The sequence below is a fragment of the Kitasatospora sp. NPDC023118 genome (assembly GCF_055560875.1).
Window position 1 is genome coordinate 1 of sequence record NZ_JBVHHW010000051.1, and the last position, 23,290, is coordinate 23,290.

At 69.0% G+C, this 23,290-nt stretch carries 21 protein-coding genes and 6 pseudogenes; 11 read left to right on the forward strand and 16 right to left on the reverse strand.

The genetic code is table 11. The features are described from left to right. Positions 1–162: 162 nt before the first annotated feature. On the forward strand, positions 163–561 hold the full coding sequence (locus ACZ3UD_RS35815; protein ID WP_465597671.1) for a hypothetical protein: 399 nt from the start codon (positions 163–165) through the stop codon (positions 559–561). Between the two features lie 188 nt (positions 562–749). Here ACZ3UD_RS35815 and ACZ3UD_RS35820 read toward each other — a convergent pair whose 3' ends face one another. Both ACZ3UD_RS35820 and ACZ3UD_RS35825 read right to left on the reverse strand, forming a co-directional pair. Further along, positions 750–1,805: a hypothetical protein gene (locus tag ACZ3UD_RS35820; protein ID WP_465597674.1), complete on the reverse strand. Its 1,056-nt coding sequence runs from the start codon at positions 1,803–1,805 to the stop codon at positions 750–752. Then, positions 1,802–2,149 (reverse strand): PadR family transcriptional regulator, encoded by a 348-nt coding sequence (locus tag ACZ3UD_RS35825; protein WP_465597677.1) that lies wholly within the window; start codon positions 2,147–2,149, stop codon positions 1,802–1,804. The genes ACZ3UD_RS35820 and ACZ3UD_RS35825 overlap by 4 nt, the downstream gene beginning before the upstream one ends. A gap of 156 nt (positions 2,150–2,305) precedes the next feature. Between ACZ3UD_RS35825 and ACZ3UD_RS35830 the strand changes: the two genes are divergently transcribed. Next, the gene (locus ACZ3UD_RS35830; RefSeq protein ID WP_465597680.1) at positions 2,306–2,875 is read left to right on the forward strand and encodes an RICIN domain-containing protein; all 570 of its coding nucleotides are present in this window, start codon (positions 2,306–2,308) and stop codon (positions 2,873–2,875) included. A 145-nt stretch (positions 2,876–3,020) separates the two neighbouring features. Here ACZ3UD_RS35830 and ACZ3UD_RS35835 read toward each other — a convergent pair. The 5 genes and pseudogenes from ACZ3UD_RS35835 to ACZ3UD_RS35855 all read right to left on the reverse strand — a co-directional run. Further along, positions 3,021–3,260 (reverse strand): annotated as a pseudogene (locus tag ACZ3UD_RS35835) (hypothetical protein); the annotation flags it as partial. Positions 3,261–3,434: 174 nt separating this feature from the next. Beyond that, on the reverse strand, positions 3,435–3,962 hold the full coding sequence (locus tag ACZ3UD_RS35840; RefSeq protein WP_465597683.1) for a GNAT family N-acetyltransferase: 528 nt from the start codon (positions 3,960–3,962) through the stop codon (positions 3,435–3,437). Positions 3,963–3,971: 9 nt separating this feature from the next. Then, positions 3,972–4,460, reverse strand: coding sequence for a DUF6262 family protein (locus ACZ3UD_RS35845; protein ID WP_465597686.1), 489 nt, complete (start codon positions 4,458–4,460; stop codon positions 3,972–3,974). 5 nt (positions 4,461–4,465) lie between these two features. Continuing rightward, positions 4,466–5,755, reverse strand: coding sequence for a tyrosine-type recombinase/integrase (locus ACZ3UD_RS35850; protein WP_465597689.1), 1,290 nt, complete (start codon positions 5,753–5,755; stop codon positions 4,466–4,468). Positions 5,756–6,010: 255 nt separating this feature from the next. Further along, entirely contained in the window at positions 6,011–7,345 is a 1,335-nt protein-coding gene (locus ACZ3UD_RS35855; protein WP_465597692.1) for a transposase, read from the reverse strand. Positions 7,346–7,648: 303 nt separating this feature from the next. On the opposite strand from ACZ3UD_RS35855, the pseudogene ACZ3UD_RS35860 reads away from it, so the two are divergent. The 3 genes and pseudogenes from ACZ3UD_RS35860 to ACZ3UD_RS35870 form a co-directional block, all read left to right on the forward strand. Beyond that, positions 7,649–7,846, forward strand: a pseudogene (locus tag ACZ3UD_RS35860) (IMP dehydrogenase); the annotation flags it as partial. A 98-nt stretch (positions 7,847–7,944) separates the two neighbouring features. After that, positions 7,945–8,126 (forward strand): annotated as a pseudogene (locus tag ACZ3UD_RS35865) (NAD-dependent dehydratase); the annotation flags it as partial. 356 nt (positions 8,127–8,482) lie between these two features. After that, a complete protein-coding gene (locus ACZ3UD_RS35870; RefSeq protein WP_465597695.1) occupies positions 8,483–8,893 on the forward strand; it encodes a peptidoglycan-binding domain-containing protein in 411 nt (136 codons plus the stop codon). Positions 8,894–9,045: 152 nt separating this feature from the next. Here ACZ3UD_RS35870 and ACZ3UD_RS35875 read toward each other — a convergent pair whose 3' ends face one another. Further along, on the reverse strand, positions 9,046–9,543 hold the full coding sequence (locus ACZ3UD_RS35875) for a hypothetical protein (protein WP_465597698.1): 498 nt from the start codon (positions 9,541–9,543) through the stop codon (positions 9,046–9,048). 365 nt (positions 9,544–9,908) lie between these two features. Beyond that, positions 9,909–10,307, reverse strand: coding sequence for a VOC family protein (locus ACZ3UD_RS35880; RefSeq protein ID WP_465597701.1), 399 nt, complete (start codon positions 10,305–10,307; stop codon positions 9,909–9,911). Between the two features lie 94 nt (positions 10,308–10,401). Between ACZ3UD_RS35880 and ACZ3UD_RS35885 the strand changes: the two genes are divergently transcribed. Then, complete coding sequence (locus tag ACZ3UD_RS35885) at positions 10,402–11,388, forward strand: helix-turn-helix transcriptional regulator (RefSeq protein ID WP_465597704.1); 987 nt, start codon at positions 10,402–10,404, stop codon at positions 11,386–11,388. 510 nt (positions 11,389–11,898) lie between these two features. Here the strand turns inward: ACZ3UD_RS35885 and ACZ3UD_RS35890 are convergent. Further along, the gene (locus ACZ3UD_RS35890) at positions 11,899–12,621 is read right to left on the reverse strand and encodes a hypothetical protein (RefSeq protein WP_465597707.1); all 723 of its coding nucleotides are present in this window, start codon (positions 12,619–12,621) and stop codon (positions 11,899–11,901) included. Positions 12,622–13,292: 671 nt separating this feature from the next. On the opposite strand from ACZ3UD_RS35890, the pseudogene ACZ3UD_RS35895 reads away from it, so the two are divergent. Beyond that, positions 13,293–13,601 (forward strand): annotated as a pseudogene (locus ACZ3UD_RS35895) (transposase); the annotation flags it as partial. Between the two features lie 125 nt (positions 13,602–13,726). Further along, complete coding sequence (locus tag ACZ3UD_RS35900) at positions 13,727–14,644, forward strand: hypothetical protein (RefSeq protein WP_465597710.1); 918 nt, start codon at positions 13,727–13,729, stop codon at positions 14,642–14,644. Positions 14,645–14,664: 20 nt separating this feature from the next. On the opposite strand, the pseudogene ACZ3UD_RS35905 reads toward ACZ3UD_RS35900, so the two are convergent. Next, a pseudogene (locus tag ACZ3UD_RS35905) lies at positions 14,665–14,980 on the reverse strand (transposase); the annotation flags it as partial. 170 nt (positions 14,981–15,150) lie between these two features. Next, complete coding sequence (locus ACZ3UD_RS35910; RefSeq protein ID WP_465597713.1) at positions 15,151–16,056, reverse strand: hypothetical protein; 906 nt, start codon at positions 16,054–16,056, stop codon at positions 15,151–15,153. Positions 16,057–16,182: 126 nt separating this feature from the next. Here ACZ3UD_RS35910 and ACZ3UD_RS35915 point away from each other — a divergent pair, with 126 nt between their 5' ends. Continuing rightward, on the forward strand, positions 16,183–16,785 hold the full coding sequence (locus tag ACZ3UD_RS35915) for a reverse transcriptase domain-containing protein (RefSeq protein WP_465597716.1): 603 nt from the start codon (positions 16,183–16,185) through the stop codon (positions 16,783–16,785). Positions 16,786–16,829: 44 nt separating this feature from the next. Here ACZ3UD_RS35915 and ACZ3UD_RS35920 read toward each other — a convergent pair whose 3' ends face one another. Beyond that, positions 16,830–17,885 carry an alpha/beta fold hydrolase gene (locus tag ACZ3UD_RS35920; RefSeq protein WP_465597730.1) on the reverse strand — a complete coding sequence of 352 codons (1,056 nt, stop codon included), beginning with the start codon at positions 17,883–17,885 and terminating at the stop codon, positions 16,830–16,832. Between the two features lie 261 nt (positions 17,886–18,146). Between ACZ3UD_RS35920 and ACZ3UD_RS35925 the strand changes: the two genes are divergently transcribed. Continuing rightward, entirely contained in the window at positions 18,147–18,419 is a 273-nt protein-coding gene (locus tag ACZ3UD_RS35925; RefSeq protein WP_465597718.1) for a hypothetical protein, read from the forward strand. 79 nt (positions 18,420–18,498) lie between these two features. Here ACZ3UD_RS35925 and ACZ3UD_RS35930 read toward each other — a convergent pair whose 3' ends face one another. After that, positions 18,499–18,909, reverse strand: a complete 411-nt coding sequence (locus ACZ3UD_RS35930) for a hypothetical protein (RefSeq protein WP_465597721.1) — start codon at positions 18,907–18,909, stop codon at positions 18,499–18,501. Positions 18,910–19,531: 622 nt separating this feature from the next. Then, positions 19,532–20,818, reverse strand: a complete 1,287-nt coding sequence (locus ACZ3UD_RS35935) for a M48 family metallopeptidase (RefSeq protein ID WP_465597724.1) — start codon at positions 20,816–20,818, stop codon at positions 19,532–19,534. A gap of 174 nt (positions 20,819–20,992) precedes the next feature. Here ACZ3UD_RS35935 and ACZ3UD_RS35940 point away from each other — a divergent pair, with 174 nt between their 5' ends. Then, on the forward strand, positions 20,993–21,829 hold the full coding sequence (locus ACZ3UD_RS35940; RefSeq protein ID WP_465597727.1) for an SAM-dependent methyltransferase: 837 nt from the start codon (positions 20,993–20,995) through the stop codon (positions 21,827–21,829). 25 nt (positions 21,830–21,854) lie between these two features. Here ACZ3UD_RS35940 and ACZ3UD_RS35945 read toward each other — a convergent pair. Beyond that, a pseudogene (locus tag ACZ3UD_RS35945) lies at positions 21,855–22,969 on the reverse strand (IS110 family RNA-guided transposase). Positions 22,970–23,290 lie beyond the last annotated feature (321 nt).

Here is a 23,290-nt window from a genome sequence, read left to right on the forward strand (position 1 = left end):
AGCAGGTCAACGGCACCCTCATGCTCCACCGGCGCCTCGCCCGCGACTACGACCACCGGCACGACAACGCGCCTCCCGCGTCTACTGGGCCTCCACCGCCGGCATGCTCCGCCGCCTCACCACCCCCAGCCACGCCTGGCGCGACGAGGTGGGACTGGCCGCGTGAGCGCCACCGAACTCCTGCGGCTGTTGCAGGCCGAACACGACGAGACCGCCGCACGAGCCGACGGCCTGCGAGAGCAGATCGAGCAACTCACCAGTTCCGTGGCCGATGTCGACGCCCACCTTGCCGAGATCGTCGGCGCCGGCAAGGTCATCGACGGCCTCGCCCTGCCAGACCGCGCACAGGTTCCTGAGGAGCCCGCCACTGTCTACCAGCGCATCGTGGCCGCCTTCAACGAGCACCCCGGGCGGATCTTCCGGGTTCGCGACCTACACGAACTCCTCGAGCTGCCCACCGACGAGCCCTCAATCAACATCACCCGCTCCCGCCTGGGACGACTCGTTCGTCAAGGACTCCTCGACCAACCCGGACGCGGCCGGCACCAGAAACGGACTTAACGTCCTCTCATGAAACATGATTGCCGCAGGTGGACCGCCGTACGGCCGGGTGTTTCACGAGCGACCACCCATCCCATGAAACACCCTAGGCCATGCCGCAGACCGGGATGACCTGTGAAAGGCAGGGAGCCTGCGTGTCACCGTTTTTGTGCTGGGTGCCCGTCAACGAGGCCATGGAGCCGGGGCGTTCAGGTTGTCGTGGGTGGGTCGGTGGGGCGGGAACGGTGGAGGGCGTGGCGGAGGACCGCGAGGAGGGTGGCGGTGGCGAGGAAGGCGGGAACGACGCCGACGTTGCGCAGGAGGTACTGGGAGAAGGCCGCGGCCTCGTTGTAGTAGGGCGGGGCGAGCAAGCTGTACTCGACCGGGGGGAGCATGGGTGCCCAGGGGAGGACTGCGAGCGCGATGCCTGCGGCGCGCAGGCGGTCAGGTCGCCGGGCGCCGAGGTGGAGGAGCAGGGCGAGGCTCATCACGGCGGCGGGCCAGGCGGGGGATGCCTCCATCAGGTTCATTTCGGTGGGCGAGGGTGGCGTGTAGGCGGTGGCGTCATCCGGGACGGTCCAGAGGATGGCGAGGGGGCTCATCGGGACCGCGATGGCGGCCGCGGTGAGCACGGTCTCGTTGCGGCCGCGCGGGGAGAGGTCGACGGCGTCGGGCGGGGCGAGAAGCAGCACGATGCCGGGCACGATCCCGAACGGCAGCAGCAGGAGGTACGGGGCGATGTACAGCCCGGGCAGCCACGTGAACACCAGCGCGGGGCCGACCCATCCGAGGATTCCCAGCAGGACCAGGATCCGGGCGGGTGTCCAGCGGCCGAGGGAGGCGCTGATCAGGGCGAGGATCCAGGCACCGGTCTGTGCCACGACCTGGGCCAGGACAGCGGGGTCCCCGTCGCGTTCTGGCCCGTGGAGGGGCAGGAAGAGTTCGCTCAGCAGATGGACCGTGCTCATGCCAGCCCCGCCGGCGAGGATGAACGGTGCGGCGCCGGCCGCGATCCGGCCGAGGGGGTCGGTGGAGCTGAGCCGGGTGCGCAGCCGCAGGGCGTGTGCGGCGAGCGCGGTCCACTCGCGCAGGGCGGTACCGGGCCCTGTGTCCTGAACGGTTTCGGCGAAGACGGCAGCGATCTCCTCGCCGTGCGCGGCACGGTATTTGGCGGGGTAGAGACCGAGCAGCGGGAGCCTGGCCGCGAGAGGGCGCCGTACGGGCAGCGCAATGTTCGCCGGCCCGGTCGGGGAAGGGGTGGTCACGCCGTTCCTCCGTTCGGCTGGGGCCGGCCGAGCTTGAGCCGACGTTCTGCTTCGGCCAGGCCCGTGCGCAGGCGCTGCGTTTCCGCGGTGAGGACGTCACGGCCGTGGTCGGTGAGGGCGAAGGAGCGGCGCAGCTTTCCGGCGACGATCTCCTCGTGGTCGACCTGGATGAGTCCTTGCTGGAGGAGGCGGTCCAGGGCGGTGTAGAGGGTGCCGGTGAGCAGCTTGGTCCGGCCGCCGGAGATCGCCAGGACTTCCTGGATGATCGCGTAGCCGTGCCGGGGGGCGTCGGCCAGTGCGGTGAGTACGAGCCGGGTCGGCTCCTGGAGGTGACGGTCTGCCATATGACGATCTTAGATTGATGATTGAGATATGTCGATTGGTTAGCTAGGCTCCTTGCATACCCTTCACACCGGGGTCATTCATGGCCCCCTATGTGGCATGGACCTGACATCCAGCTGGATGGGCCTCAACCACGGACAGACAAGGAGTCTCTTCGCATGACGCGATCCACTTGGGCCTCTCGCGGTACGCGCCGCCTGCGGGCCGGCCTCGCGACGGCGGGCCTCGCCGCGGTCTGCCTCACCGCAACGCCCGCGGCCTCGGCCTCCGCCGCCCCGCACGCCCTGGGCGCGGGCAGGGCGACGGCCGCGATCTCCCTCCAGGACACAGCGACGCACCTGTTCAACCCGAACTCGGGCCTGTGCCTGAACGTTGCGGGCTACAGCCAGGACCCGAGCTCCCACACCGAGATCTGGAACTGCCTCAATCAGCCTGCGGAGCAGTGGCAGCTCCGTAACGACGGCACCATCTACAACCCGAACTCGGGCCTGTGCCTCAACGTTGCCGGCTACTCCACCAGCCCCGGCACCCACACCGAAATCTGGGGCTGCAACGGCAACCCCGCGGAGAAGTGGCAGCTCCGCGACGACGGCACGATCCTCAACACGAACTCGGGCCTGTGCCTCAACGTCGGGAGCTACTCCACCAGCCCCAGCAGCTGGACCCAACTGTGGTACTGCAACGGCAACCCCGCGGAGAAGTGGGTCCAGTCCGGCCTGCCCAGCTGACGGCCCCTAACCGCACCTCCAGGGGTCGCGCCCCGTGAAGGACCTGAGGTGAACCCGCCCTCGCCGCACTCATCGGCGAGGGCGAGTTCGCGGCTCGCCTGGCTATACCCCCAGCATGCGACTGCCCGAACCCCGGCGTTCCGGATCAGTCCTTGGCGGTCTCGTCTTCCTCTGCGTCGGCCTCGGCCGGGTCGCGCAGGGGCCGAAGCGCCCCGCGAGCCGGGGTGGAGTCGTGGAAGCCGTAGCGGCCCAGCACGTTCAGGTTGGCGTGCTTGAGCGGGGACAGGCGGGCAACGTCCTCGTCCAGGACCTCGTGCTCGCGCTGGTCGGCGGGCAGGGACCGCAGCGCGGTCACGGCGGCGTCCAGGTAGCGGGTGGTCCACAGCGTATCCGGGGCAAACGGGTGAACTGGTGCCGTAAGTGCAGGTAGAACGGTTGCGGTCGCGTCCGTAAGGGATCGAGGGTGTGGCTGGACGTGAATCTCTGCCGCGCCCTGGAGCCGACGCCGGGACCTGTGTCGGCCTGGTGGCCGTGCGGGGTTGGCTTCAGCCGCCTCGGATTACGGGTGGATCCGGTAGAGAACATTCCGACGCAGCGGCCCGTTGGGCACGCTGGGGTCTTCGAAGTCGTCGGCCGGGTTGCGGGTCATGCCGATTCGGCGCATCACCGCTTGGGAACGGATGTTGGTGGCGGTCGTCACCGCAAGGATTTCGGGTAGTTCGAGGGTCTCGAAGCCGAAGGCCAGGCTGGCCCGGGCGGCCTCGGTGGCGTAGCCCTGGCCCCAAGCCGAGCGAGCGAGACGCCAACCGATCTCTACCCCCGTGAACGGCATCTCGTCATCTACCTGGTCCAGGCCGGTGAAGCCGATGAACTGGCCGGTGGCCAGTACTTCGACCGCCCACCATCCGTAACCCCGCCTGTCGAATTCAGCCTGGAAGCGCACCACCGAGGCATCGCTTTGTTCACGCGTAAGCAGGTCGCCCAAGTGCTCCCGGACCTCGGGATCGGCGTTCATGGCCGCCCATGGTTCGAGGTCGGAGTCTCGCCATCGGCGGAGCATGAGACGACTGGTACGCAGTTCAGGCATGCCGCCAAGTTAACGTGATTCATGGTCGGCGAGTCGACCCAATTCCCCTGGGACGCCACCGTCCCGCAGAGGGGTCCGGCTCGCGCCAGCGTGGGCGGTGTGCCGGGGGCCGAGGCGGCGTCGCAGTTCGAGGTTCTCGCTCTGGGCGGCTTCGAGGGCCTGCTTCAGGGCCTGGACCTCGTCGCGGTGGCGCCGCTTGAGCTCGGCGAGCTGGGCGGTGAGGGTGCGCACGACACTGCTGGGCGAGTCGTCGGGCGGCTGCGAAGCCGGCCGCGGTGGATGGTTTCGTTGCTGGGACCTGAGCTGCTCGACACGGCGGCGGATCTCGGTGCAACGATAGAGGAAGTCGAGTGAGACGTCGGCGGTCTGGGCGAGGCCGCGGAAAGTGATGGGCTGGCCGCGGCGGATCATCTCGCGTAGGCCCTTCTCGGCGCGGGCCTGGGCGGCGGCGCTCTTGCGGGCGGCGGCCTGGCGGAGGTTGTCGGGGTTGCCGCGCATGCCGGTCAGCTCCCGTCCTGGCTGCGGGTGATCGCGTCAGTGCGTGCGTCGACGCCGGCCCCGCGGACGGCCTGTGGGGGCCCGTCGGCAAGGCGGGTCTGTTCCAGCTTGAGGATGATGCGGCCGAGGGCGTCCTGTTCCTGACGGCGCCCGGCAAGCCAGACGTTGTCCTCGCCCATCGGCTGCCCGGTCCGGGCCGTGAACGCGTTCTGCCGTTCCTCGATGAGCTGGGCGGTGCGCTGTCGCTGGGAGGTGAGTTCAGGCAGAAAGGTGGCATCCGTGGCGAACTTGTCGCAGGTGAGGCAGGCATTGCCCTTCGCGCACGCCTGACGGGGCGGCAGCAGACACAGCCCGTTGGGCAGGATCCGGTCGGTGCGCTTGTCCAGCTCCAGCATGTCGTAGAGGTCGCGCGGGTCGGTGGACAGCTCCCGAGCGTCGGCGGTGATCTTCCGGTAGCGCAGGAACTCCCGCTCGTGGGTCTCGGCGAGCGTCTGCGCGTAGTGCATCAGCATGGCCGGCGACAGGTGGCCGAAGTAACGCTGGACGACGTGCAGCGGGACACCCGCGTTGAGGAGGCTGGTGGCCTTGGTGTGCCGGAACCGGTGGGTGCGGTTGAAGTCCACCAGCCGCCCGGCGCTGTCGCGGATGCCGAGCCGACGGGCAAACTCGGACAGCGTCTGGTGGATGCGCTCAACGGGGTAGGGCTTGTCGGCGTTCCGGTTCATCTTGTGGGCCAGAAAGAGGTACTTGGGGCTCGCGTCCGCCGCCCAGCGGGGTCCGAGGTGGGTGTCGGCCCACTGCTGCTGGGAGCGGATGATGGCGACGACCTCGGTGTCGACGAGGATGGTGTCCGGCGCCTGCTCGATCTTCGTCTGCTGGTAGCGCAGTTTGGCGACGAAGGCTCCATCGGCGGCGGCCTGCTCGTCGGGCCGGGTGAGCTGGTTCAGCGCGGACAGTGGGTCACGGTCGAGCATCCGGATCTCACTGATCCGCCGTCCGAGGCGGGCCTGGAGCATCATGATCCGCATGACCTGCTCGTCGCCGAACCCGCCTTCCTCGACCGGGGCGCCGAGCAGGTGCAGGTTGGCCGTGATCTGGGAGAACGCGGTGTCGTCGATGACCTCCCAGCGTTCCGGCTGGACCGCGGGCCGGCCCTTCTCCCCGTGGCGCCACAAGATGGCGTGGTAGGGGGTCAGCCGCAGCCAGGCCGGTTCCTCCAGTACCCGGGCTGCCGTCTCGCGGTAGTCCGTCATGTGCGCGTAGAACTTCTCGACGTCGGTGATGATGTCGTTCACGCGCAGCGGCGAGAGCGGCTTGCCCCGGTTCGGCCCCGACCTGGCGGTCTGGGCGCGGACGTGGCTGAGGCAGTCCAGCGTGAACGCTCTGACCCGAATCCGCAGGTAGTGGCCGACGGCTAGTCAGTTGATCTCTATGCTGGCCGTTGGTGGCGTTGTGGTGTGTCCCGGGTAGGCCAGCGGCCCGGCTGTCGTGCCGGGTGGGCGGCTTTCCAGGGCGGTGGCGGGGTGGTTCGGGGCCGGTCGGGCGGTCGGTCAGGCGGGCTGGAGGTGGCGGTGGGTGCGGATGCGGGCCAGTGCCTGGGCGATCAATTCGGCCGCTGCGGCGGTGAAGTGGAGCTCGTGGCGGCGGGCGGTCGTGGTCCAGCGGGCGGCGCGGCGGATCAGCAGCCGTCGCACGGTGGCGATGCGGCGGCGGGCGGTGCCGATGGGGGCGAGCATCTGCAGCCAGGCGGACAGGTTGTAGGCCAGCAGCGCGCCCCACATCCACATGCTGTTGACCGTGTGCGAGGCCGAGGGGAGATGGTTGAGCCCGGCGCCGTGGGCGGTGTCGCGAAACAGTTCCTCGATCCTGGTGCGGCGGCGGAACTCCCACTCCGCCGCCGCGATCTCCTCATCCAGGTCCAACTCCTCGTTGGTGGCGATGAACGAGTAGGCGTATGCCTGTGCCTCCAGGCCCTCCAGGACCAGGGCGAGCTGGTCCTTGCCGACGGTGCGCGAGCGGCGCGAGCGCGGGTCGGCGGACAGGGCGGCGGCCTCGTAGCGCACCCGGCGGGCGATCACGCGGGTGCCCTCGGGCCAGCCCGGCGGGGCGTAGTCCACCGCGGCGACCTGCGCGGTCGGGTAGTCCAGGGCCTCGGTCCAGTCGTCCTCGTGCACGGCGGCAACCGCCCGCCACAGAGGCTGGCTGCGCGGGACGCCGAGCCGGAACAGGCATCCGCGAACCGTGATCTTCTCGGCGACCTTCCCGGCGTAGTAACCGGTATCGCCCTGGAACAGGACCGGACCGGTGGCTCCGGCCGTGCGCACGGCGTCCACCGCCCGGTCGATCTGGCCGGGGGCGTGGGTGCGGCCGTCCGAGCGGCCGTCCAGGAGGTCGGCGACCAGCACCGTGCCGGCCTGGCCCCAGTGCGCCGCGTGCACCCGCCCCGAGACCTCACCCTTGTAGGAGCGGATGACCTGCTCCTTGCGGGGCGAGTAAACCTCGACGTCCTTCGCGTCCAGGTCGATCGTCACCCGCCCGGCTAGGACCCGGGCCCGCTCGCCCACCGGGAGCGCGGCCAGCGCACGGGCGGTGACCTGCGCGCAGGCCCGCTCGACACCCTCGCACCGGACCTGATCGAACCGGGCGGCGAGCGTGGCGGCCGTCGTGGACGGCGGGACGGGCGCGGGCAGCAGACCCTCACCGACCACATCCGCCCGCAACCGGTCGAAACCAACCAGGTGGTCCTCGCCGGTCAGCTGCACCGCAGCCATGGCCAGTGCGAACTCCCCGCCCGAAAGTCCCCGCTCACGTGCCTTGACCGGGCCGACCGCCAAATCCAGTGCGGCGGTGACGCCCAGCGCCCGGTCCAGTTCCGCGACCAGCATCAGGCCGCCGTTCTCTTGTTCACCTGGCAGGTGTCCTTGCTGGTAGAGCGATCAGGCGTAGAGAACCTCGATCATCTCAAACCGGCACGGACACCTGCCGTCGTATCAGCTACCGCCGGCCGCCACTACCTGCGGATTCGGGTCAGAGCGCCGCGTGGAACCAGGACGAACGGGCCGCCCTCCGTGTCCAGCCACGTCAAGGACATGCCGCCTCCAGCTCGAAGATCTCTATTACGTCGCGACAGCGTATGTGCCGGATCGGACAGGACAACCTCGCGCCTGTGGCGGTCGGGGGTGCGCGGTATGTTCGATCGAAACGTGTCGCTGCGCGGCGGTGTCGCCCCGGCCCGCGCCTACATCCCCGAGCTGCTGTCGGACGTCCTCTCCGGCACGATCGACCCCGGCCTGGTCTTCGACCGCACCGTCGACCTCGACGGCGTCCCGGACGGCTACCAGGCGATGGGCAACCGCACCGCGCTGAAGGTCCGCATCGCCTTCTGAGGTTCCGCCGCGCCCATTGCGCCCCGGGGTGGTGCCGCACACACCGCACCACCCCGGGCACCCGCTCCGCCCTGGTCTTCCGTCCCGAGGAGAGTTACATGAAGATCGTGATCGCCGGCGGCCATGGCCAGATCGCCCGGCGCCTGGGCCGGATGCTCGCGGCCCGCGGCGACATCGTCATCGGAATCGTCCGCAGCCCGGACCACAGCCACGACCTGCTGGCGGACGGCGCGCAGCCGTAGTCTGCGACCTCGAGCGGGCGTCGCGCGAGGACGTTGCTGGCAGCGTAGAAGATCGGTGTCCAACCGCAGGGTGGAACTTCACCGCTCCTACCTGGGCCGCGTCTCACCCCAGGCGGACGGCCGTCCCACGATGGTCCGTGGGAATCTCATGGCGCCTGAGCAATATCGGTGAAATCGCAGGTCAGCGTAGTAATACCGACGCGCTGGCGGGTTGAGACGAGGTTGAGATGCAGATCAGTCGAACATCCGTGTCCCGCGCACCAGAATGATCAACAACGGCGGCACCCGGGATGCCGGCCACCGGACCGGACACATGGCCCGCCATCACGCAGCTCCCTTCACCCGAGGCCCGTTCGCCGCTTTGGCCGACGGGCACCTACAAGGAAGAAATCTCATGGGTATCCGCAAGCGCCTCACCACCACGCTGGCCGCCACCGCCCTGTGTGGGGCCGCCCTCGCCGCCACCGTCGGCACCGCGCAAGCCGCTACCGGCGCCTCCTACATCAGTGAAGGCCAGAGCGGGTTCCCGGTCTACTGCGTGCAGGTTGGCGTCAACTGGGGTTGGAACTTCGGCAGCAGCGCCCACATCGACAACGTCGATGGCTCGTTCGGGCCGAACACGCTCAGCCAGCTTGAGCAGTTCCAGCGCGACACCGGTCTGACCCCCGACGGCGTGGTCGGGCAGGACACTGGCAGCAAGCTCTGGCAGGCTCTCCAGATCGCGATCTCCAAGGATGGCGACACCACCAGTCCGTGGGGCGTCCCGATCAGCAACTGCTACCAGGTGCTCCCCACCCACAGCTGACAGCTTTCGCACGCCAACGCCAACGCCCCTCCCCGTTGGGAGGGGCGTTCGCCACCCACCCGCCGTCGGATGAGAGGGCGTTAAGTCCGTTGCTGGTAGCGGCCTCGTCCGGGTTGGGTGAGGAAGCCCTGGCGGGTGACGGAACCCGGCCGTCAGGACAGCGGACCGGCCAGCAGCTGGGCGGCCAGGTCGTGCAGTTCGGCCACCAGCTCCGTCGTCAGCCCGCCGCAGTGCTCCTGTTGGTCCTCCGCGCGATACAGCCATCCGCGGACCAGCCACAGCGGCAAGCCGGGGTCGTCGGCGGGGCACAGCTCAAAGCCGATCCGCTCGGCCGCCGCCAACGGATCGAGGCGACCGTCCAGCAGGTCCCGCAGGCAGTACCGGGCCAGCGCCCGGTCATGGCCCTCAACGGTGGCGGGCAGCCGCAGCGCTGGCCAGAGTTCCTGCTCCAGTTCGGCCAGCAGCCGGCGCGCCTCCAGAGCGTCCGACTCGGACAGCACGCCGAGCTCCCACAAGCTCAAGGTGTCCGCCCCGCCAGCCAGTGCCATCCGGGCAGCCTCCACTGCTGCGGCGACCGTCTCCGGATAGCCGGCGGTCCCGCGCTCCAGCAGCACCCGGCGCAGCGGTTCCAGTGCCTCGTCCAGCTCCATGGCGCGAGCGTAGCCGCCCACTCCGAGACGGAGCGACGCGTTTTGATCCGGCGACAGTTGGCGCTCTCCGCCAGCATGGCATCGCCATACGCCTGTGCAGCAACCTCCACCGCTTCCCCCGCTACCGATCAAGATCAGGTGGCAGGAACCTTCTGATGGTCAAGATCGAATGGCAAACGGTCAAGGTCGCCTGTCGGAGGTCAGTAGTCGACCGACCGAGCCGGATGTCCCAGCCTCTGTCCCGTCTTACTCGATCTGGTCCCGGTCTCGAATGATCTGGTCCGACTCGCTCGGCGTCTCAGATGATCTGGTCCGTATGGAACGTGCCGCCTGAACCGGCCCCCGCCCGGGTGGCCGCGCTGTCGTCAGCGAGCGAACTTTTCGATGGCCGCCGGCGTGACAGGGGTGAAGAAGTTGACGAGGTTGCCGTCGGGGTCGCGGAGCAGGAGCGAGCGGTTGCCCCAGGGCATCGTGGTGGGCTCGGTCACGAAGTCGGCGACGAAATCGGCCAGGTTCCGGTACACGCCGTCCACGTCGGCAACGAGGAATTCGATGATCACGGTGTTGTTGTCGGCCGGACGGGCGGAGCCGGGTGCGAACAGTGCCACGGTGCGGGTGCTGCCGATCGCGAGGGTCGCGCTGGCGGTCCGCAGTTCGGCGAAGTCCTCGGTGGACCAGTCCGCCCGCGCTCCGGTGGCTCGCTCGTAGAAGTCGACGAGGCGCGCGATGTCGCCGGTGATGATCCGGATCGAAACGAAGTCCATGGTGCTCTCCTCAGGTTGGTGAAGCCGTTGCACCTCGGACGCTAGAGCAAATAGTGGACAGAATCGGTCTGGTATCAACGCTAGGCTCGTGGACATGGCTCGACCTACCAGCCGCGTGCTCACCCTCCTGGAACTCCTACAGTCGGGCGGCATCAGAACGGTGGCCGAGCTCGCCGACCGGCTCGGCGTCGACGGGCGCACCGTGCGGCGGTACGTGGACCACCTGGTCGACCTCGACATCCCCGTCGAGGCGGTCCGTGGCCGCTATGGCGGGTACCGGCTCGCTCCCGGGTACCGTCTGCCTCCGCTCATGCTCAACGACGACGAGGCGCTCGCGGTGCTGCTCGGCCTCGTCGCCGGCCGCAGGACGGGGTTGCTGACGGCGACTGAGACCGCGGGCGAGACGGCCGCGGCCAAGATCCGCCGGGCACTGCCCGAGCGTCTGGCCCGTCGGCTCGACGCCGTCATGGAAGCCCTCGCCTTCACGGCTCCGCCCGGGGAGTTGGCCACCCCGGAGACAGGGGTCCTGCTCGCCATCGCCGATGCGGTACGCCATCGCCGCCCGATCTCGATCAGGTACACCACCCGAGACGGCCGACGAAGCGAACGCACGCTGCACCCGTACGGGATCGTCACCCATACGGGCCGGTGGTACGTCACGGGCACCGATCCCGAGATCGGCCAGGACCGGACTTTCCGGCTCGATCGCGTCGCGGACGCGAGGACGCTGCCAGGCTCATTCGAGCCGCCCGCTGGACTCGATCCGGCACAGCGCGTCCTGTCAGGGCTCGCCAAGGCCGCGTACCGGCACGAAGTGACCCTGCGGATCCATGGGACGGTCGAACAGATCCGCACCCGACTGCCCGCCAGCGTCGCGAGCGTGGAGGGGCCCGCGCCCGCGGGAGGCGATCCGCACACCGAGCGTTGGCTCCACGTCGAATTGAGAGCAGAGCGGCTCGACTGGTTGCCTCCCGTCCTTGCCTCGCTCGACCGGCCGTTCGTCATCGAGCGACCGGACGAACTCCGAGACCTCGTCATCGCGCTCGCCGACCGGCTCACCACCTCTGCCCGCCAAGCCTGACGTCGCTACTGAACTTGATTGGGTGATGTCGGAGCCGTTCGCCTGACGGTGGCTGGTCCGTTCCGGTAGCCCTGGCGTGCTGGAAGCCCTGGGCCCGGATCCATCGATGGAGCGCCGTCTCCAAGCCTCTGGCATCCGGGAGCGGGTCGGATATCCAGGCATCGACGTGGCCAGGCGCTTCGGGACGTTACCGGCTCCCAGCTTGATCCTGCTGTGCGATCCGGCAACCGCCAGGGCGTAGATGCGGGGCGGTTGTCGGGCGGTCCGCGGGTTCGGGCCCATGCCCGGGACAGCAGCGCGGTCTCTGCCTCTTGAGCGAGCTGCGGAAGACAGTGCGGCGGCAGCAGGCCGTCCTGGAGCATGTGCGTGTACTCGGCGCGGCGCGCTTCCAACTCCGAAGGCAGGGGTGGCGGTGACGTCATTCGGCGATTCTGCCCGACCGGTGCAGTCTCGGTTCTCTGGTAGGGCCGTTCGAGAAGCGCCCCCATCAGAGGCCGCCCGTGATGGCTGCTACTTGAGGCTTTCTGCAACGCGAATGAGTTCTTCAGCTGAGAGCAACCCCGGGCCGCCGGTGGTGATGCTGAAGGTGTAGGTCCCATCAGACCATGTCAGCGAACGGGGCCCAAGAGTAGGACTCGGTTGTGTGATGGATGCAGGGTGCTTGTTGACGCTGGTAGCCTGACCGGCTGGTAGTGCGCTGCTCCGGAGGGTCTGGCTGATAATTAGGGACCACCCGGATTGAGGATCCGTTCCCAGCTGGTACCCGCTGGCCCAGGCAGGTACGTCAGTCGGGAGCGGGTCCAGACCGGGCAACTCGACCATCTTGGTTGCCGGGTAGGGGTAGTAGTTCTCCGGCAGGTAGGTGGGCCGGAGAAGGTTGCGCTCACCGAAGTGGACGACATGCCTGCCTGCGACTGCGTCGTCCAGCGCGCGGGCTCCGAGTGGCTTGTTCAGGTGGGTCGTGATTCGCCCGATCCCCCCGGGGTCGCAGAATCCCGGAGGGACTGTGTGTCTCAGGGCGACCTTCACCGCGCCGGAAGTCTCGTGGGCCACGAGCTCGGGTTTCTTCTCGCAACTCCAGCCGATGTTGAGCGTCAGAGTCTGGCCGTCGGCACTGACCAGCAGTTGGCTCGGTATGGGGCCGTCGTGGACCTTGGTCTCCGGGGCTCGGTTCATCCATGCGTTGATCGCGAAGCCGCCACCGAGAACGGCTACAGCAGCCACGGCGGTCAAGCGATTCCGTCGTCTGCGCTTCGACATCTGACGGGCGGTACTTTGATCAACACCTTGCTCCACGGGCCCTCCCCGGCGATCATGGCCATGTTTGCGGCATGGCCTGTGCGAAGTCAAACGAGACGGGACGCGGCACCTACCAGGCAAATCGCCCAAATCTGTGACGATTCTCTTGCCAGGAGATGGCAAATCCTTGACCGTTGTGCCCGAAAACGCGCGGAGAAGGCGTTTCTGGGGCTTTTATTTGTGGCGCGGCAAGTGTCTACTCGGAACTACCATGCGGGGTGCACGATCACTCAAAAGGGCTGATTGCATCTCATCCGGGGGGAATTGAGTGGCTCAAAAAAAGTAACTCCGGCCGGAAGTGGATAATTTTGGCCACTGCTCTGCTGGCATCGGTGTCTGCAATTGCTCCAGCTATCGCCATATCGGGGGACGGCGCCCCCACTCCAGCGCCGACTCGGCCGGGTTATACGTCCAATAAGAAGCTGCCAGCCGGCGGTACCACTGCAGCTGCACTGGCGGAGGTCGCCAAGCCGGAGACCATCGAGCTCATGAAGAAACAGGAGGCGCTGGACAAGGTCGTCGACCGGATCGTCGGAGGGCAGGAGGAACATACCCGGAATCGGATCCCAGGATTTTCCGAGGTAGAGGTCGACCCGGGGGCCAACCGCGCGCCGATCGTGCTGGTGTGGGACCGGCTGAACACCCACGTCTCCCATGCGATGCGCGACCTGATCGACGCGCGGTACTGGCTGACGGTGTTCGTGCTGCCCGCATACGCACCCGAGCTGAACGCGGTCGAGTACCTGTGGGCCCACGTCAAACGAAGTCTGGCGAACCTCGCCAGTGTCGCCCTCGACCGACTCGAAGCCCTCGTCCGCAACCGCCTCAAACGACTGCAGCACCGCTCCGACCTCCTCGACGGCTTCCTCAGCGGAACCGGACTCTCCCTCGACCTCCCACCGCCATCACTTTGAAACGCCGAGGTCAGTAAACGCCAAGCTCAGTCACAGCACTGGAAACCGACCAGGTCCAGGTGGGGATTCCGTTCTGAGTACGAGTACTCATGTGCGCCGGGGCGTTGGCTGACAGGCTCCGGGACATGGACAATCGCCGAGGGGCGCTGACAGCCCTGCACCTCTTCCTGGTCTGGGCGACCATGACCGCCGTAATACCGGCTCTCGGCTTCAAGCTGGTGCTGACAGCCTGGGCTCGTGGAGCCGGTGCGACCGTGCCGGTCCTGGCGCTGGGCGGGTTGCTCATGGTGGGCCTGCTGGCCGTAACAGGCATACCGGCGCGGACCGTGGTGCCGCTGTGCGGCTCCATCCCGCGGCGGCTGGTCTGGGCGGTACTCGTCTTCATCCTTGGCACGCTCGGCCTCCTGGCTGGTCTTGCCGTCTACAACGCGGACGTTGACCTGGGAAGCGCCAGTACCCGGATCGCGCTGACGGGAGCACCGTACGCTGTGGCCGCGGCGTTCTTCGTGTCGAGCAGCTGGGTGAGGCTGGGCTCGCTGGCCGTGCTGGCGGCCGCGGTGGCCTACGGGGGCTTCATCGGCCCGTCGCAGGTACAACACGGCCGGCAGGAGGCAGACATCGCGCGGTACCGAGAACACCCGGAGCTGCTGTACCTCGGCGCCGCACCGCCGGGCATGCAGGCGTCCAGCGTCCACGTCGGCCCGGCTTCCTTCAGCGTCGACTACCGGCCCGTCCGCGAGGGGTACGAGTCCGGGTACGTGGGTCTCGTGGTGCGCCCGCCGCTCACACCGACTCCTCCCTGCCCCGAGCCCTCGGAGCAGGGAGTGAACTGCACGGTGGACGCGCGCGGCGAGATGGTCACGGTTCGCGGTTCCTCTCACGATGTCACCCTTACCCGGCGCTACCGGGACGCGGAGGTTGAGGTCACCAGCCAGACCCTCGACGAAGCCGGGCTACGCGATGTCCTGAACACTCTGCACCCATTGTCGGACACGGAGCTGGGCAAGCTGATGCAGGAACAGAGGATCGACTATAGGCTCTGACCTCGTCGTTTGACCAAGCCCTACCAAGGCCTGTCTGACAAATGATCACCTGGCCGGTTCGCGGAGCCAGAGGATCAGGGAGGCCAGGACGACTCCGGCTCGGTAGCGGTCGGCGAAGTTGTCGAACCTGGTCGCGATCGCGCGGAACTGCTTGAGGCGGGCGAAGCATCGTTCGACCACGTTGCGGTCGCGGTAGATCCCCTTGTCGAAGGCGGGCGGTCGGCCGCCGAGGTGCCCTCGGCGTCGGCGATTGGCCGCCTGGTCGCGGTGTTCGGGGATCGTGGCGGCGATGCCCCGGCGCCGCAGCAGGTGCCGGATCGCCCGGCTGGAATAGGACGCCCCAACAATGTCGGCCTGCCCGAACCACCCGCCGTCGACGCCCCATCGCGGATCATCCGGCGCGACCGCCTCGGCGGCCTCATCCACGAATCCTCGCGGGTCGCATAGGGCGACACAGGTTTTCGGCACGCACAGGCTCCACACCCGGCCACAGGTGTTCTGCTGGTTCAGCGCCCGTACGCCTTGCGACAGATCTCGACCAGGCTCGGCGGCAGGCCGACCTTGCCGCTCTCCGCGCAGACGTCGACCGGCACCGCCGGCTGCGGGCCGGCGGGCGGCGGCTGCTCGGCGGGCCGCGCGGGCCGGACCGGCGGCCGAGGGGACACGCCGGCCGGGGTCCGCGCAGGCCCCGGCCGGGACGGGACGGCTGGGACTGTCGGCCGTCCGGGCGGGTGAACATGGGGCTCGTCGGCGGCCGCGCTATCGGGCTCCCGGTCCTGCTCCGGCGGCCGGCCGGACGGCTGGGCTGGGGAGGGCTCCAGGGCCCAGGCGGCGAAAGGACGGACGGACGCGGCGCTCGGTGTCTCGACCAGGAACTGCAGCACCGGGGCAGCGGCGAGCTCCACCCGCTCGGCGGCGGGCGCGGGCCGGGGCCGGTCCTCGGCCGTCGGCTCCACCGTGCCGCAGGACAGCATCCCTGCGACCGCCACCACCGCGCACCGGCGCGCAGCCCGGCCGGTCAGCAGGGCGGCGGTCCGTGATCGCGCGGTAGGCCGGCCGGCAGCGGCGTGCCCGGCGAGCGCCCAGCACGTGCGGGCGTTGATGATCGCCGGCCGAACGGCGCCGGAGCCGGTGAAGGCCCACGCCGCAGCCGTCCGCTCGTAGAGGTCGGCGGCACCCCGGTGGTCCCCGGCGCGGTGGGCCAGATAGGCCCGGACCTCCTGAACGGCCGGAGCGCCGACGTGGTCGGCACCCTCGGTGTCCAGCACCGCCTGATACAGCTCGGCAGCGAGCCGTCCAGCCTCGGCGAGCTCGCCACCGACAGCCGCCTCCCTGATCCGGCGCCAGGCCGTGGAGCGCTCGGGCGAGAGCACCCCCGCGTCGGTACCGATCAGACACAACGGCACCGACACGGCCGTAGCGGGTCCTTCCGTACGAGCCATCCGGACCACCTCCCTTCACGGATCAACGATGGCAGGGCAGAGCGCCGCTAGGCCGCAGCGCCACGGGCGTTCACCGGCTGCGACCCGGTCTTCGAGGTGCAGTTCACCGAGGCGAGCTACGGGTTCCGGCCCAAGCGGTCCGCGATCGATGCGTGCGAGGCCGTGCGCGTCGCGGCGAACCAGCGGCAGGAGTGGGTCTTCGAGGCCGACATCCGGGACTGCTTCGGGACGATCGGGCACGGCGCCCTCGTCGCTCAGGTGGAGCGGCGGGTGGTGGACCGGTCGATGCTGAAGCTGATCCGGGCGTGGCTGCGGATGGGGGTGCTGGTGGGCGGGGTGACCTCCCCGACCGGGGCGGGAACCTCGCAGGGCTCACCGATCTCCCCGTTGCTCGCCAACATCGCCTTGCTGCCCGGTGTGCGCCGTGAGGCGAGTCCGCGTCGGTCGGCCGCTGAACGCCTGAGTCGGAGTACGCGATGTCATAGGGCGAGGAGTCCACCCGCTCCGGGAAGAGTCCGAGGTCGCCTACCCGGCCCACCAGCGTCGCAGGGTTGGCTGCTGCCCACGTCGAGGTATTGGTCCCAGCCGACGTGCGCGGCGAAGGTGCCCTCTGCCTCCAGGCGGCACCAGGCGCCGCTGTCTCGGAGCATGGCCCTCACCAGTTCCAAGCCGATCGGGACCGGCACTTCTGCCGGGTGACTCATCCTGCGGCTGGCAGCCGGCCATGGGTACACCTGGAGAGATCAGCACTGCGTTGGGCGGCCAGCCCTGAACGTTTGTTCATAAATGATCTCGCCGATTTGCCGAGGAAGTCCGGGAGAGAACAACGTGTGCCCCATCCCAGGGATTTCGCGGAACCCGCAGTGAGGGATTTGCTCGGCGAGGGCGCGACCGTGCGGCAGGGGACGCAAGGGGTCTTCGGTGCCGTGTATGACCAGTGTCGGGGCCTTGATCGAGGACAGCGGCGCAAGGCGGTCTTCGGTGATGTGGCGTCCAGCCAGATCGTGGTTGAGGGCCGCAGTGTGGTTACTGGTCCGGTCGAAGGAGGCTTCCACGAAACGGCGAGCGGCGGGCTCGTCGAAGGGAAGGACGTCGCCGTTGAGCACGCGCCAGGTCTCCAGCCCCGCAGTGACGTACTCGTCGCGGGTCCCCTGGGGCAGAGCGGCGCGGTGCGCGAGGTGCGTCAGGAAGCGCGCTGTGGGCGGCGGCAGGTCGTCGGGGTCGGGAGCCTGGCCGGCCAGGGCGCGCGCCCAGGCTGGACCTGCACTGTGGCCCATCGGGCCAGTCATCATCGCGGTGAGAGATAGCACGCGTTCGGGGCGGTGCACGGCCAGCCATTGGCCGATCGCCCCACCGAGCGACGCTCCGACGATGTGTGCGGCGGCTACTCCGTGGCCATCGAGCACCGCCGTCGCATCGGCGGCCATGTCCGCCAGCGCGTAGGGGTGGGTGGCGAAATCTACACAAGTGGACCGGCCGGTGTCCCGGTGGTCGAAGCGGATGACCTGTCGACCGCCGGCGACCAGCACATCCACCAGCTCGTCCGGCCATCCGATGCCCGGAGCAGCTGTGCCCATCACAAGCAGCACCGCCGGGTCACTTGAGCCGCCGACCCGTTCCGTCCACAGCCGCAATTCCCCGGAGCCAACAATTAATTCAGCATGCGCAGTCATGGTCGCCAACATAGCGAACCAGTCCACGTTTTTCCATATGCCCAGCCGATATGACTTTCCGTCGCTATTCTGGTAAAATAACCAAATACATGGTTCGCAGGACTCCAGTCGAATCAGGGCGACCATCACCGCCAGTCCTCGCCAAGGCCGAACAGGTCGGTGACCACCCAGCGACGCCGGTCGACCGGCCAGGCACGCCCCGGCCCCGCGGCTCCTTCGTCCACCTTCAGAAGCAGGCGCCAAACGTCCCTCGCACGCCAGTCGGAGGGGCTACAGGCCAGCATCACCACAGCTCAGCCCTACATCAAACGTCCCTCACAACCAGACCAGCTCTAGATAATCGATATTCCGGACGCTGATTCTGTTCTCCTGCAAGGCAGGGGAAGCATGGTGGATATCGTCCAGGCCATCGGTCGAGCCCTTCGCATGAAGCCCGGTGAGGGAAAGACCGCATCGCTGATCGTTCCGGTCTTCCTCAAGCCTGGCGAGGAGCCCGGGGACATTCTGGAGTCGGACAGCTATTCGCCGTTGATCAAGATCCTGACCGCTTTGAGGTCTCACGACGCCAAGGTACTGGAAGCCCTCGCGGTGCCTCAGAAGTCCGGCAAGCGGACCAAGGGGCGCAGCGCCGAGGCTGTCGTTGGGCCTGGTGAGAGCTAGTCCGAAGGGGGTGGTGTGGGGGCGTTTACGTTGCCGGTGCGGTTCCAGGTGCCGGTCGACGCGGACGTGCTGGCGCTGTTCATCGCCTCCAGGGTGTTGACGGGCACCTTTGTCGGCACCGCTCGACCGCCTGCAGCGCGGAGCGCTTCGGCCGGTATCCGTAGGAATCGTCGTGGAAGATCGACTCCGTCCGGGGCTCCGGCGCGAGAGCGACCACCGTCTGCGCGATGCGGTCAGCCACGGTGGGGACGCCCAGCATTCTTGTCCCACCCGGCTTCGGGATCTCCACCGCCTTCACCGGCGGCGGGAAGTAGGTGCCCGACGACATCCGGTTCCAGATCTTGTACAGGTTGCCCCGCAGATCCTTCTCGAAGTCCTCGATCGAGCAACCGTCCACCCCGGCCGCACCCTTGTTCGCCTTGACCCTCTCGTATGCCTCCCACACCAGTCTCTTCGGAACATCGAACGGCTTGTCCTGCGGACCTGACACGCCCACCCGCTTCTTCCCGGAGAACTTCCGGTTGTTCGCGCGAACAGATCACCAATGAGCCGGCCCCTTCGCTCCACCCCGATTACCAGGGCTTCAGCGCTACTACGGGCCGGTCCGCCGGCGGGTGCCGCCTCGGTACTCAACGCCTCGCGGTTTCCGCCGCCCGGCGCGCTCCCTCTCGTCTGTCCCACGCCACCTCGGCGTGGGACGGCCGTATCGGCACTCGCCTTCCCACGTTCCGTGCAGAAGCCGCAGACCGGACTCGCGCCGCCTCCATGCCGGACACCGCCTGGCCAATCGGCGGGCACCCGCCAGGCTCATCCCGGCGCCATTTAACCGCCCCGGTTTTGATGTCATCTTCTTGTTCCGACACGTCGTCAGCGGTTCGCTCTCGCTCGCCTTCCGGGTCCCCACCTGACGCATCACGTGCGCCTTTTCCTCAACGCTCACCACGACGGTCTTCAGCCAACGTGGCTTGAGGCGGTTTGACGCCTCCCCCCGCGGGCCGACACCGAAGGGCCACAACCTCCATCATCTGCACAGCACCGCATCAAGTGGGGTCTACCTACACAAACCTCACCTTCTGCGCTCGTGGCGCACTTAAACGTCAAGGTCAGAGGGCTCAGAGGCCGAGCAGTTCGTGGGCGACGCGGTGGCGGGCGGGGGCGAGCTCGTGGTGAATCGCTGCCCAGTCGGACGGGTCCGCGACGACGGCCGCGGGCTGTTGCGGGCGTTGGGTGCGCAGTTGCACGCGCAGGTGGGTGGGCGGGTGGCTGACGTCCACGGCCGTCATGTCCCGGGCACTGAGCCGGGCCCGGCGCTCGTGTTCGGCGGGTGGGACGGATTCCAGGTACTCGCCCAGGCCGGTCCAGAACTCCTCGACCGGGTCCGTGCCCTTGGGGAGCATGCGGTTCTGTGCGGCGGCGCTCTGCTGGAAGATGCGGGTCCAAGCGGTGTCGCGCAGGAAGAGCTTGCCGAGCATCGCGCCGGCGGCGGCCGAGGAGGCGGCCCGGGCCGCCATCTCGTCGGCGAGGTACTCGGCACGCTGGCTGCTCAGCGCGGTCAGGCGGTGCAGCGCGTGGTGCAGCAGCCGCACCGGCCCGGCGCACCACAGGAGCAGCCAGGCGACCAGGTCCTCGATCGCTCCCGTGTGGGCGGCGCGCCGCCGGAAGGCGTCACCGGCGTGCGGGACCATGAGTGCGTGCCAGGCCTCCAGGGTGCGAAGCGCGGTGTGGAGCCAGGGGCCGCGCCGCTGGTCGCCGTTGCTGCCATGGCCCAGTTCGTGGCCGATCAGGGCGATCCGTTCCTGTTCGTTGAGCGCGGTCCACAGCGGCAGTCCGAGGCTGAGCTCGACGCGGCGGCGAAGGCCCTGGACCCGGTAGGAGGCGTTGAAGGCTCTGGTGATCCTGATCCGGTCGGGGCGGCGGGTGCCCAGCTCGTCCGCGATCCGGTCGACCAGCGCGTGCAGCGCGGGGGCCTGCTCGCGGGCGAGCACCGCCGTGTCGGCCCGCCAGGTGCCCAGCCTCGGGCGCAGCAGCCAGGTCAGGCCGAGGCCGACCACCCCGAGCGGCTTGAGGAAGGGGTGGCCGTCGACGAGGAGCCACAGCGAGCCGGCCAGCACGGCGAGAGTGCACAGGTGGACCAGCGCGGCGAGCAGGACGGCGAGGAACCAGGGCGCGCCGTGCCCGACGCGCAGATCGTCGGGGCGGGCGGCGAGCTTGGCGTACAGCCTCTCGATGCGGGCGTGGTCGCGCGCGCGGCGCCAACGGCGCCAACGGCCGCGGGGCGGCTCGGCGCCCAGGTTCCACTCGCAGGCCGGGCACCAGGCCGGGAACCGCGGGTCCGTGACGATCTGGGCGGCGCAGCTGGGGCACAGCCGCGTCGTGGTGGTGGTGAGCGTTTCGGGCACGGCGCCCGATCATGCCGCAATGCCGGGTGGCCGCTGTACTCGGGCTCCGCCGCCGACCGGGTCGGGGGCGGGGGTAGGGATGGTGTACGGGTGTCGATGGCGGTTACGCTGCGGCCCATGCCCGCTTCTCCTGGGCCGAGTTGATGCGTGTCGGTAGCGAGTAGATTCCCGGGTATGACGTCCCAGAGCCCCGAATCGCTGAGCCCGGTCTCCCGTACGGCCGTGTCGGTCGCGCTGGTGCGGGCCTACGAGAGTGCCCGGCCCGAGCCGCTGTTCAGCGATCCCTACGCCGCTGCCTTCGTCGCCGCCTCCGGCATGGCGATGCCCGCCGTCGGGTCCGACAGTGCCCTCGCCAGGCGCATGGTCGCCCACACCATCCTGCGCACCCGCTTCTACGACGACCGGCTCCTCGCCGCCGGGGCCGACCAGGTCGTGCTGCTCGCGGCCGGCCTGGACACCCGGGCCTACCGGCTGCGCTGGCTGCACGGCACCCGCCTGTTCGAACTCGATCTCGCCCCCGTGCTGGCCTTCAAGGACCGGGTCCTGGGCGGGCTGGGCGCCGCGCCGGCGTGCGAGCGCACCGCCCTGGCGGGCGATCTGCTGCACCCCGACTGGCCCCGCCGCCTCGTCGAGGCGGGCTTCGACCCGGCGCGGCCCACCGCCTGGCTGGCCGAGGGCCTGCTGGTCTACCTGACCGCCGACGAGGCGGCCGGCCTGCTCACCGCCGTCGGCGGCCTGTCCGCGCCCGGCAGCCGGCTCCTGGTGGAGAAGGGCCGGGACGTCTCCGGCACCCCGCACGAGCCCGCGCTCGCCCACATCACCGGCCTGTGGAAGGGCGGCCTCGGCGCCGACACCCACGACTGGCTCGCCGACCACGGCTGGGCCACCCAGATCACCACCCTCCCCCAGGCCGCCGCCGACTACGGCCGCCCGCTCCCGCCCGCCGCCGGGCCCACGGTCACGGGCTTCATCGAGGCCCTGCGCACCGCCGGCGATGACATGTCCCCCTGAGAAGCCGTTGATGCCCCTATGGATGTCAGCTTGCGGTTCCGTCGGGATCTGCGTGGCATATGGCTGTGCTGATGGGTGCGATGAGTCGGTAGATTTCACGTGCGACGTATCGCTTCAGGCACCTGATGATCTCCCGGCGGGTCTTGCCCTCGGAGAGGCGTCGCCGCAGGTAGTCCTGGGTGCGATCGTCCCAGCGCAGGCGGCTGAGGACGATCCGGTAGAGGGCTGCGTTGGCCTGGCGGTCGCCGCCACGGTTGAGTCGTCGTCGTTGGGTCTTGCCGGACGATGCCTCGACGGGGCTGGTGCCGCACAAGGCGGCGAAGGACGTTTCGCTGCTGAGGCGATCGGGGTTGTCGCCGGCCGATATCAACAGGGTGGCAGCACTGTCCGGGCCGACGCCGCGCGTGTCGAGCAGGCCGGGGAAGTGTGCTTCGACGCCCGCGGCTATCCGCTTGTTGAGGTTGTCGATCTCCCCGGTCAGGTGCTGGATGCGGCCGGCGAGGAGCTTCAGCACGTGTCGGGCAGTGTCTGCTGGCCCGTCTTCCTGCGAGTCGTCCAGCTCGGCACACCGCTTGAACAGATGCGGGTTGCTCAGCCCGGCCAGCGACTCGCGCAAGGCGGCGTCGGCCGAGACCAGGACGCTCTTGAGCTGGTTGATGGCCTGGGTCCGGGACTTGATCGCGGACCCTTTCGCGAGCTTGAGCAGCCGCAGCGCGCTTCGACCGGGCCGTCGCCCGTCTTCGCGGTCGCGGTCGCGCGACCGGACAACACAGCGCGGGCCGCCGCTTCCGCGTCGACGGCGTCGGTCTTGCCGCGGCGTCGGCGCGCTGCCTTGTCGGGCTGGTTGACCTCGGTCACCTCGATGCCCTCGGCGCGCAGGAGGCGGGCGAGCGCTGCACCGTAGGAGCCTGTGCACTCGACCCCGGCCCGACGAAGGGCGCCGAACGAGCGGGCCCAGGCGACGAGTTGGCGACAGCCCTCGGTGGTGGCCGGGAAAGTGCGGCCGTCCAGGGCGGCGCCGAGGACGGTGACGACGGCCGCCGCATGGAAGTCTTTGTGGGTGTCGACGCCGAGGAGGACCTCTTCGCCGGGATCGGCCGGGATATGACACGGGGCAGCGGGCTGCGTGATGCTGGGCAAGGTCGCCTGTCCCCTGATCGCCTCGGAACCGGTGGCCGCCGCCGGGCTGGGGAGGTCAAGACTGTGATGGCGCCTGTCGCGAAGGCCCCTATCGGGACACGTCCCCTGCCCGGCGGCAGCAGATGCCGCTCCGTGCGGTGACCGACAGATCAACAGAAAGGCAACAGGGCCGGTCTTTCCGCGAGTCAGGCCACCGCTCGAAGCGGCACTGGATCATCCTCACAGTCTTTCCGATAGTGACGGGTGCGTTTTTGCTGGTCAGGCATAGTGCCGGTGCCTCGGTGGCAGAGACGGGGTGTCGTGTCGTCTCTTCGGTGGAGG